11 protein-coding genes are annotated in these 9510 nt (G+C 60.0%); 4 read left to right on the top strand and 7 right to left on the bottom strand.

Annotated features, from left to right (window positions below; genetic code table 11):
* On the bottom strand, positions 1-897 hold an 897-nt coding region (locus AC1DVH_RS21215), incomplete at its 3' end, for a DUF2855 family protein (protein WP_477755460.1).
* A gap of 54 nt (positions 898-951) precedes the next feature.
* Between AC1DVH_RS21215 and AC1DVH_RS21210 the strand changes: the two genes are divergently transcribed.
* The gene (locus tag AC1DVH_RS21210; protein ID WP_477755459.1) at positions 952-1611 is read left to right on the top strand and encodes a TetR/AcrR family transcriptional regulator; all 660 of its coding nucleotides are present in this window, start codon (positions 952-954) and stop codon (positions 1609-1611) included.
* 23 nt (positions 1612-1634) lie between these two features.
* Here the strand turns inward: AC1DVH_RS21210 and AC1DVH_RS21205 are convergent, their stop codons facing one another.
* On the bottom strand, positions 1635-2195 hold the full coding sequence (locus tag AC1DVH_RS21205) for an NADPH-dependent FMN reductase (RefSeq protein ID WP_477755458.1): 561 nt from the start codon (positions 2193-2195) through the stop codon (positions 1635-1637).
* Between the two features lie 175 nt (positions 2196-2370).
* On the opposite strand from AC1DVH_RS21205, the gene AC1DVH_RS21200 reads away from it, so the two are divergent.
* Complete coding sequence (locus AC1DVH_RS21200; RefSeq protein ID WP_008051885.1) at positions 2371-2598, top strand: hypothetical protein; 228 nt, start codon at positions 2371-2373, stop codon at positions 2596-2598.
* Positions 2599-2686: 88 nt separating this feature from the next.
* Positions 2687-3580: a LysR substrate-binding domain-containing protein gene (locus AC1DVH_RS21195; RefSeq protein ID WP_477755457.1), complete on the top strand. Its 894-nt coding sequence runs from the start codon at positions 2687-2689 to the stop codon at positions 3578-3580.
* Here AC1DVH_RS21195 and AC1DVH_RS21190 read toward each other — a convergent pair.
* From AC1DVH_RS21190 to AC1DVH_RS21170, 5 genes are all read right to left on the bottom strand, one after another.
* Entirely contained in the window at positions 3546-4160 is a 615-nt protein-coding gene (locus tag AC1DVH_RS21190) for a GNAT family N-acetyltransferase (protein WP_477755456.1), read from the bottom strand. The two genes, AC1DVH_RS21195 and AC1DVH_RS21190, sit on opposite strands and share 35 nt — an antisense overlap.
* A 14-nt stretch (positions 4161-4174) precedes the next feature.
* Positions 4175-6430, bottom strand: a complete 2256-nt coding sequence (locus tag AC1DVH_RS21185; RefSeq protein WP_477755455.1) for an Orn/Lys/Arg family decarboxylase — start codon at positions 6428-6430, stop codon at positions 4175-4177.
* A gap of 147 nt (positions 6431-6577) precedes the next feature.
* Positions 6578-7336, bottom strand: a complete 759-nt coding sequence (dnaQ, locus tag AC1DVH_RS21180; RefSeq protein ID WP_477755454.1) for a DNA polymerase III subunit epsilon — start codon at positions 7334-7336, stop codon at positions 6578-6580.
* 223 nt (positions 7337-7559) lie between these two features.
* A complete protein-coding gene (gene rnhA / locus AC1DVH_RS21175; RefSeq protein WP_007979123.1) occupies positions 7560-8012 on the bottom strand; it encodes a ribonuclease HI in 453 nt (150 codons plus the stop codon).
* Between the two features lie 92 nt (positions 8013-8104).
* Positions 8105-8863, bottom strand: a complete 759-nt coding sequence (locus AC1DVH_RS21170; RefSeq protein ID WP_477755453.1) for a class I SAM-dependent methyltransferase — start codon at positions 8861-8863, stop codon at positions 8105-8107.
* A 65-nt stretch (positions 8864-8928) separates the two neighbouring features.
* Here AC1DVH_RS21170 and gloB point away from each other — a divergent pair.
* The coding region (gloB, locus tag AC1DVH_RS21165; RefSeq protein WP_477755452.1) for a hydroxyacylglutathione hydrolase at positions 8929-9510 on the top strand (582 nt) is incomplete at its 3' end.

Genomic DNA, 9510 nt, shown 5'->3' with positions numbered 1-9510 from the left:
GATCTGCACCGGGGCAAAGAAGAACACCGGTTGCGGCCCCTCGATGGCCGTCATCTGCGCTTCATCGGTACTGTGCGCAGAGCCAGCGAAGCAACTGTAGACCAGTTGCCCGGCAAAGTGCTGGTGGACCTGATCGCGTAGTCCCAGGTCGCCGGAAAAATCCACGTACAGCGTAGGACGGTCACCGGCGAGGTTGGCCAACTCGGCATAAGACACCACGTATTCGTAACAGCCGAGGTTTTCGACAAATGCTTTGTTGCCGGCGGACGTCAGCGCCACACGCTCCAGTTGCGGATGATTTTGCAGACACACGGCCGTGCCGTAGGCGGTTTTGCTGGACGCGCTGGAGAACACCAGGCGGGTCGCATCGAAAAACCGGTTGTCTTGCAGGAAGTCCGCCAGCATCGATGAAGTCAGAAATAGCGGCTTGAGCAGAATCTGCAGGTTTTCGGTTTCAGGGCTGTAGTACGCATCCCAACTGCAGCGCGTGTATTGGTTGTACGCCGAGGTCAACCCCACGCGGTGCTCGGCCCCATCGTAAAAGCCACGTTCGGTGGCCCGTTCCGGGCGCATCCACAGATGGCTGGCCAGCGGGAAGTAACCGTAGAAACGCTCGCCCACCTTGATGCCTGCCACTGTTGACGCAATGACGTCGGCAAATCCCCAGGCCGGAACATGCCCCCAATCCTCCAGGCCTGTAGGAAAGAATCCCCAATAGTTCATTGAATCGCCATAAGCGGCGTACGTAATGTTGTTGGTGGTCAAGGCGCAACGGTCAATCTTCAAGATCACCTCGCCGGGTGCCGGGATCAGGCTACGTTTTTCCTGCTCGATCCGGCTCTGGTCCAGGGCATTCTTACGGGTAATCAGGCGTGTTAACGTGGTGAAATCCTGCATGTTCGGTCTCCTGCTGCGACACGGTGGCGGGTCACTCAAGAGTAATGACAGCCGATGAAGAGTGGGTTCGGAAACACCAAGGGCAGCTCGCCCACCCTCAATTCCCGCGCCAAGCCGCTGAAACGGCCGAGTCAGGCCCGGGCGATTTTCACCGTCGAGGCCATTTACGAGGCTTTTGTTCGGATTTGGCAGCGTGACGGCTGGTCAGGGCTGACCACCCGTGAAGTGGCATTGGAAGCCGGCGTGGCGATTGGCACGCTGTATGACTATTTCCCGAGCAAGGAAGCCCTGCTGTCGGGGTACATCCGGCATCGCCTGGAGGTACTACTGGCGCAAATGGATCAAAACGTCATCCAGCCAACCGACCTGGACTGGCAAACTCGCATCAAGCGTCTTGTGTGCCTGACCTGCGACCCTGACGATGCCCGACAACCCCTGTTCAACCATGCCGCGTCGCTCATCGAGCATCAGATCGCCGAACCCAAGCATCATCGAAGGGTGTACGAGGAACTGTCGCAAAAATGGCGTGAAGCCTTTGCTGCTTGCCGCGATTTGCCGGTGCAGCCATCAGCACCGACTATTGACGCCTGGGTGATCATGGCTTGGGGCGGTCGCCGCTATTGCGTCACAGCGCAACCGGCAGCGGAGCAAACTGCCGCCTGGCTGTCGGAAATGGAAACGATGATTTGTAGCCGGTTATCCAGCGCTTCGTAGGACAAAGCGCTGGCCAATGAACATCAAACTTTCTTGTGCTGTTCGACCCATTGCCCATAGGCATTGATGAAATTTTGCAGGAACGGCTTGACCGACTCGGACAACTTGCCCGCCTCGTCGAATGCCGAACCGGCGTTCCCCAGATAGGCCTCCGGCTGCTGCATCATCGGCACATTCAGAAACACCATGGATTGACGCAGGTTGTGATTGGCACCAAACCCGCCGACGGCCCCCGGCGAAGCACTGATAACGGCGCCGGGCTTGCCACTCCACGAACTCTTGCCATAAGGGCGAGAACCCACGTCAATCGCATTTTTCAGCGGCGCCGGCACCGATCGATTGTATTCCGGAGTCACGAACAGCACCGCGTCGGAAGAACTCACCTGTTGCCGGAAAGTGCTGTAGGCTGCCGGCGGTGAAGCGCCATCGATGTCTTCGTTATAGAGCGGCAGATCGCCAATTTCGACGATGTTGAGTTTGAGATTGGCCGGCGCCAGTTCTGTCAAAGCCCGTGCGACCTTGCGGTTGATCGATTCCTTTCTCAAGCTGCCGACCAAGACGGCGATCGTATAGACGTTGCTCATGGGAGATTCTCGACTGTCCGATAGGAAGAGCTTGTAGTTATAGATGACGATTCAAGCAGCGGGCGACTGAAAACGCCGTCCCTGACTATTTTTTTCCTGTAGGAAAACTTACCTCGCTCAAGCACGGTCTACAGTGCCGCAAATTGAGTGATTTATCTCCAGAGGTTCTAAGCAGATGGCAGCAGTACTCGTCGGTCAGTTCCATGCAAGAGACGCGGAAGGCCGTATATATTCGGTGCACGAGTTCCAGGACTCCACCCCGGCGGTAGACGGTTCAGGCCCCGTCACCACCTACAAGCTGGCCATTGGCGACCGTGTCAACAAGGTCGACGACAATGAATTCATGCTGGTGCAAACCGGCGTAACCATTACCCGCGAACCGCAAACCGCCAGCGTTTCATAACCCGTCGTTATGAGCAGAAGTCATATGCGCGGACTTGGGGTAGGATTCAGCCACTGACTCCTCCACCTGCTGAACATGGACTTCACGCATGCGCTTACGCCATATCGAAGTGATCCAGGCGCTCTTGCAGACCGGTCACCTGGGCACCGCCGCCGAATGGCTGCAGTTGCCGGTGGCCGAAGTCGAGCGTTTGCTGCGCGACGCCGAGGATCAGTTGGGTTTCATGCTGTTCGCCAGCGTACGCGGGCGATTGCAGGCCACCCGCGAAGCGCGGGAATTGCAGGTGGAAATTGCCCGGGTCTACGACGCGCTCGAACCGGTGCAGCGCCTGGCCAACAGCCTCAGGCAATACCTGGCGCCGCCGCTGCGCATCATCTGCACCCCGCCTCTGGCTAACCAATTGTTACCACACAGCATCGCCGCCCTGCGCCGACGCCTGCCCGACGCACCTTGCACACTGCTGAGCCAGCCCACCCGCGACATCGTCAGAAGCCTGCTGCTGCGTGAAAGCGATCTGGGCCTGAGCCTGCATGACCCCGATCACGCCGRCCTCGATTGCCAGGTAATTGCCCAGGGCAAACTCCAGCTGCTCGCCCCCCATGGCTGGCTGCAACCGAAACAGAAATACATTTCACTGCAGGATCTGGCCGGCCAATCGATGATCGGACTGGAGGGGCAAGACCCGCTGAGCCCGGCACTGGAAAACAAACTGCACGGCTTGCGCCCTGCTCCGGTGATTCAAACCCGGGTCCAGACGCATCAGATGATGCGCAGCATGGTCGAGGCCGGCGAAGGCCTGGCCATCGTCGACCCCTTCACCGCCCTCGGCGCCAAAGCCTCGGGGCTGGACGCCTGCCCGCTCGCGCCAGCCGTGCCGATCAGTCTCTACGCCTTGTCGCTGAAAAACGTCGAACCGTCTCCGGCGGTTCAGGCATTGTTGGCCATCGTCACGGAACAAGCCGCGGCGATGCTGACGAACTGAGCAGATTTTCCAACGGATTTTCGAACATTCGATACCAGAACAGCGCCACTTCGGCGGTGTTCGGATCGATGCCGCGATAGCGCAGATGGTCGATCCCGCCCATCACGTAACCGCAACGCTCATAGAGCCTGCAGGCCCCCAGGTTGTTGTTCTGGGTTTCGAGCATGATGCCCGGGAGCTTTTTCTTGCGGCTCCAGAATTGCGCCACATCCAGCAAGGCCTTGGCCACACCGTGCCGTCGGGCCGGTGCATGCACCGCCAGTTCGTCGATATGGGCAAAGCCGTTCCAGTTGGTGCTGACCACCAGATGCCCCACGGGCTGGTCATCCAGATAGGCCATGAAAATCGCGCTGTCGGCGGCATCGCGAAAGCTGCTGAATTCCTCGGGGTCGATGCCGTAGCACTTGCGATAAGGCGTGATCGGGGTGACCGGCCACTGTGCCACCGGCTTGCCTATTTCGGCCGCACCGTAGGCCGCGACTTCAAAACTGAAATCACTGCCCCAGATATAGGCGGCAAAACCCTCGTCGGCAACCCGTACCGACAACCCTGGGAAATTCGGATTTATAACCGGCTGCATACTGGGAAAGGTCCTCATTCCTTGATGCAATCGACGGTGTAGCACCGTCCACTGCCCTGATCTTCGTGTTGCAATCCGTGCACATCAGCAACGAACCCCGGAAAACTGCTATCGAACGTGCGGGCAAACGCCAGGTAATCGATGATCGAGCGGGTCGACTCGGTAAAGCGCTCGCCCGGCATGATCAGCGGAATGCCAGGTGGATACGGCACCAGCATCACCGCCGCGATCCGCCCGGCCAGCGCATCGATCGACACGGCTTCGACTTCACCCCGCACCAATTGATCATAGGCGTCCGCCGGCTTCATCGCGACTTCCGGCAGTACGGTGTACATGCGTTTGAGGTGCCTGGCGGTGGCATTGCTGCGATAACAGGCATGCAACTGATCGCACAGATCACGCAAGCCCATGCCCTGATAGCGCGCGACATTCTCTTGCGCCACGCAAGGCAGGCAACTGGCCAGACTGACGTTGGCGTCATAGCTGCGCTTGAACTCCAGCAATTCGGTGAGCAGCGTGCTCCACTTGCCTTTGGTGATACCCATGGAAAACAACACCAGGAACGAATACAGCCCGGTCTTCTCAACCACCAGGCCACGCTCCCAAAGGAACTTGCTGACCACCGCCGCCGGAATCCCGTGCTCGCTGAGGGCGCCACCGGCCGTCAGCCCCGGCATCACCAGCGTGACCTTGATCGGGTCGAGCAGCACATAATCGTCGGTCACGCCGCCAAAGCCGTGCCAGTCGGCATCGGGTTGCAGCAACCAGTCCTCGGTGACGACCCGCTCGATGCCTTCCGCCGACGGCGGTTGCCAGATCGAAAACCACCAGTCATCCGCGGCAATGTGCTGTCGCAAGTTAGCCAGCGCCCGGCGAAAACTCAGGGCTTCGTCGAACATTTCCTGCAACAGCGAACGCCCGGCCGGTCCTTCCATCATCGCCGAAGCCACATCCAGCGAGGCAATGATGCCGTACTGCGGCGAGGTCGAGATGTGCATCATGAACGCTTCGTTGAAGCGATCCCGGTCCAGTTGCCGCGCGCCGCCATCGCGCACGTGAATCATCGACGCCTGACTGAAAGCCGCCAGCAACTTGTGGGTGGAATGGGTGGTAAACACCAACGGGCTGTCTTCATCACGGGACGTGCCCATGCCGTAGCGCCCGGCAAAAAACTCATGAAACGCCRCATAGGCGTACCAGGCCTCGTCGAAGTGCAGCACCTCGACGCTATTGCCCAGTTGCTGCCTGATCAGCTCGGCGTTGTAGCAGAGGCCGTCATACGTCGAATTGGTCACCACCGCGAGCTTGACCTTCGGTGCACGGCCCTTGGTCAGCGGACTGGCGTCGATCTTGGCCTGGATCGATTCGCGGCTGAACTCGCTCAGGGGAATCGGACCGATGATCCCCAGCTCATTACGCTCCGGACACAAGTACAGCGGGATCGCGCCGGTCATGATGATCGAGTGCAGCACCGACTTGTGGCAATTGCGATCCACCAGCACCAGGTCATCGCGGGCGACCACCGAGTGCCAGACAATCTTGTTGGCCGTGGAGGTGCCATTGATCACGAAAAAGGTGTGATCGGCGCCGAAATTTCGTGCTGCACGGGCCTCGGCTTCAGCCAGGGGACCGGTGTGGTCGAGTAAAGAACCGAGCTCCGGCACCGACACCGAAAGGTCCGAGCGCAGGGTGTTTTCCCCAAAAAACTGGTGAAACGCCTGCCCGACCGGACTCTTGTGATACGCCACGCCACCGCCGTGACCGGGGGTGTGCCAGGAATAGTTGGAATCCGCGGTGTGTTGCACCAAAGCCTTGAAAAATGGCGGCAACAGTCCATCGAGGTATTTGCGCGCGGCGCGGGCCACCTGTCGGGCGAGAAAGGGCACGGTGTCTTCAAACAGGTAAAGAATGCCGCGCAACTGATTGAGCTCGGCCATGGCGTCGGCAGGCGCGTTTTCCAGGGTCACTGTTTCGCCCAAGGCGAAGATCGGCAGATCCGGTGCACGCACTCGCGCCAGACCGATCAGTTCGGCCATGTTTTGCAACAAATGGGAGTGGCTGCTGGCGTCCTCGGAGGCAATCAACATGCAGGACAGGCCATGGTAAGTCGACGCCACCAATCGTCCTTCGGTGTAGTCCACCGCCGAAACGACACTGAACCCTTCCTGCTCCAGCTCCCGGGCAATCCCCCGCACGCGGTCGCCAGCGACGCTGTCGGCCTTGATGTCGCGATGGACAATCAGGACCGGGAATTTCAAATCTTTATACATGAGGCTCAGTGTCCTGAGGCGGCAGACCATAGCCTGCCAATCACCTCAGGGTAGAGTGTTGCAGAGGATGTGGCGAGTGTCGCGCCCTGAAATGGGTCATCGGATGCATGCCAGCGGCGCGGCTATTCGAAGATCCTTTCGAAACATCTACGCCTGCGCTTCAGCCTCAGCCAGCTGCACCCACAACGCCGGAGCACCTGCGGATTTGCCGATGATTTCCAGGCGCGCCGCGTGGCGGGCCTGGTCGTCTTCGCTGGCGCGGATGATGCGCGTCGGCTGGCGATCTGCTGGCAAACGGCGGATCTCGGTGGCCGAATTGTCCGCCCCTTCACCGGAGCCATTGCCATCGGAGGCGTTACCGGCCAGGGACAGACTGGTCTGCCCCCCGGTCATGGTCAGGTAGACGTCGGCGAGAATCTCGGAGTCGAGCAAGGCGCCGTGCAGTTCACGGCCGGAGTTGTCGACACCATAGCGCTTGCACAATGCGTCGAGGCTGTTGCGCTGCCCCGGGTGACGTTCCCGGGCCATCATCAGGGTGTCGAGGATCGAGCAGTGCTGCGTGATGTCCGCGCGGTCCTGCTGCCCCATCAGGGCGAATTCGTTGTTGATGAAGCCAACGTCGAACGCCGCGTTATGGATGATCAGCTGTGCGCCCTTGATGAACTCGAAGAATTCTTCGGCCACTTCGGCAAAACGCGGCTTGCCCACGAGGAATTCGTTGGTGATGCCGTGGACGCCGATGGCACCCTCGTCACTTTCGCGATCGGGTTGCAGGTACACGTGAAAGTGCCGGCCCGTCAGGCGTCGGCCGATCAACTCGACACAACCGATTTCGATAATCCGGTGGCCGTCGGTCACCGGCATGCCGGTGGTTTCGGTGTCGAGTACAACGGATCTGGTGGCCATCAGTGCTCAGCTCTCAATCGGTCAATCGTGCAAAAGCGCGAATCTTAACATGCTCGCGGGCCATCGCCATTGCGCTGCTGTGAACACAATCCTTGTAGGAGCTGCCGAAGGCTGCGATCTTTTGATCTGGCTTTTGATTTTTTGCGGCCTGAAAAAGATCAAGATCAAAAGATCGTCCGATCGCGGCCCGAGCCTTCGGCAGCTCCTACGGCAGACATTGCGATCAGCCCTGCTTGTACCCGCGCACTTCATCGACGCCACGGTTGGCCAACTGGTCGGCTCGCTCGTTGCCGTGATGGCCAATGTGTCCGCGCACCCATTTCCAGGTGACCTTGTGGCGGTTGACCTGCTCGTCGAGCAACTTCCACAGGTCAGCATTCTTCACCGGCTCCTTCGCCGCGGTTTTCCAGCCGCGCTTCTTCCAGTTGTCCATCCACTCGTTGATGCCTTTCATCACGTACTGGGAGTCGGTCACCAGCAGCACCTCGCAGGGACGCTTGAGTTCTTCCAGGCCACGGATTGCACCCATCAGTTCCATGCGGTTGTTGGTGGTATTGGCTTCGCCGCCCCAGAGTTCCTTTTCGACGCCCTTGCACACCAGCAGTGCGCCCCAGCCGCCAGGGCCAGGGTTGCCCTTGCAGGCGCCGTCGGTGAACAGTTCTACGCTATCGCTCATGCCAATCTATCCAGAAAATGCGCTGGCCCGCCGATCGCTGATCGACGACGCCCGAAGCCGGGACAGGCCCGGCCGCAAATGAAAAGTGTGTATTACGGTTCGATGTTGCGACGGTTGACCTTGGCCATCGGCAAAGGAATCAACTTGCCCTTCGGCTCGCGCCGCTCCTGACGGACCGGTCGCAGGCCCACCACGATCTTGCGCGCCACCAATAAATAGAAGCCGCCGCCCGACAATTGCCAGTCACCGGCCTTGCGCTCCCAACCGGCCAGTCGGGTCTGCCACGCCGGTGACGCAAGCGGCGGACGATAGCACCCGAAGCGGCGTTTCTCCAGCGCGAAGCCCAGCAGGTTCAGCCAGTCCGCGACCCGTGACGGCGAAATGCAGCGTGCCTTGCGCAACGCATCCTGGGCAAACACATGCCGCAGACCCCAAGTGCTCCAGGGATTGATGCCGATGATCAGCAAATGCCCGCCGGGCCGTACGCTGCTGGCCGCCTCGCGAAGCAAACCATGGGGCGACAGGCAGAAATCCAGACCATGCTGCAGCACCACCACATCGGCAGCATGTTCGCTCAACGGCCAGGCCTGTTCCTCGCAGACGATCTCGACCCCCGGCAACGGCGCGCCAAGGCGCACATTGCGCTGCACCTGCGGCGCTGACGGCGGGGTCTGGGCCGAGGGGCCGTAATGCACCAGATAGCCACCAAAGAACCGCCCGAGCTCGTCTTCGAGCATGCGCCGCTCTTCGTCCAGCAGAAATTGCCCGATCGGACCTGCCAGCCACTCGCGGGCCGCGCTGATCAACGCGAGCCAGTCAGGATCAGCCTGTGCGAACGCTTTATCAGTCATTGCATTCTCCAACACGCCAGGAAGTTCTAAGATGCGCTATTGTTTTCCGCTTGGCGAATCCGACGATGATACAGATCACTGCCCTGCCCGCCTTTACCGACAACTACATCTGGTTGTTACAAGACCGCGACACCAAGCGCTGCGCGGTCGTCGATCCGGGTGATGCCGCCCCGGTACAAGCCTGGCTCGCGGCCAATCCGGGTTGGGTACTGAGTGATATTTTGATCACTCACCACCATCATGACCACGTCGGCGGCGTCGAATTGCTGAAGAAAGCGACAAGCGCGAAGGTCTCTGGCCCGGCCAGCGAAAAGATCCCGGCGCGGGACGTTGCGCTCAAAGACAACGACAAGGTCAGCGTGCTCGGCCTGGACTTCGATATCTTCGCGGTCCCCGGCCACACCCTGGGGCATATCGCCTATTACCATCACGGCTTGCTGTTCTGCGGCGACACACTGTTTGCCGCCGGCTGCGGACGCTTGTTCGAAGGCACTCCACAGCAAATGTACAGCTCGCTGACACGCCTCGCCGGGTTGCCGGACGATACGCTGGTCTACTGCACCCACGAATACACCCTCAGCAACCTGAAGTTTGCCGCGGCCGTCGAACCGAACAACCCGGACACCGCCGAACGCCTGGCCAAAGTC

It is taken from the genome of Pseudomonas sp. P4_C3 (genome assembly GCF_056402075.1).
This window is presented reverse-complemented; position numbering and strand designations above follow the sequence as displayed.

Coding starts and splice junctions, on each gene's coding strand:
- dnaQ (WP_477755454.1), bottom strand. CDS start 7,336: ATGGCCACCAGATCCGTTGTACTCGACACCGAAACCACCGGCATGCCG.
- AC1DVH_RS21170 (WP_477755453.1), bottom strand. CDS start 8,863: ATGACTGATAAAGCGTTCGCACAGGCTGATCCTGACTGGCTCGCGTTG.
- rnhA (WP_007979123.1), bottom strand. CDS start 8,012: ATGAGCGATAGCGTAGAACTGTTCACCGACGGCGCCTGCAAGGGCAAC.
- AC1DVH_RS21200 (WP_008051885.1), top strand. CDS start 2,371: ATGGCAGCAGTACTCGTCGGTCAGTTCCATGCAAGAGACGCGGAAGGC.
- AC1DVH_RS21205 (WP_477755458.1), bottom strand. CDS start 2,195: ATGAGCAACGTCTATACGATCGCCGTCTTGGTCGGCAGCTTGAGAAAG.
- AC1DVH_RS21190 (WP_477755456.1), bottom strand. CDS start 4,160: ATGCAGCCGGTTATAAATCCGAATTTCCCAGGGTTGTCGGTACGGGTT.
- AC1DVH_RS21210 (WP_477755459.1), top strand. CDS start 952: ATGAAGAGTGGGTTCGGAAACACCAAGGGCAGCTCGCCCACCCTCAAT.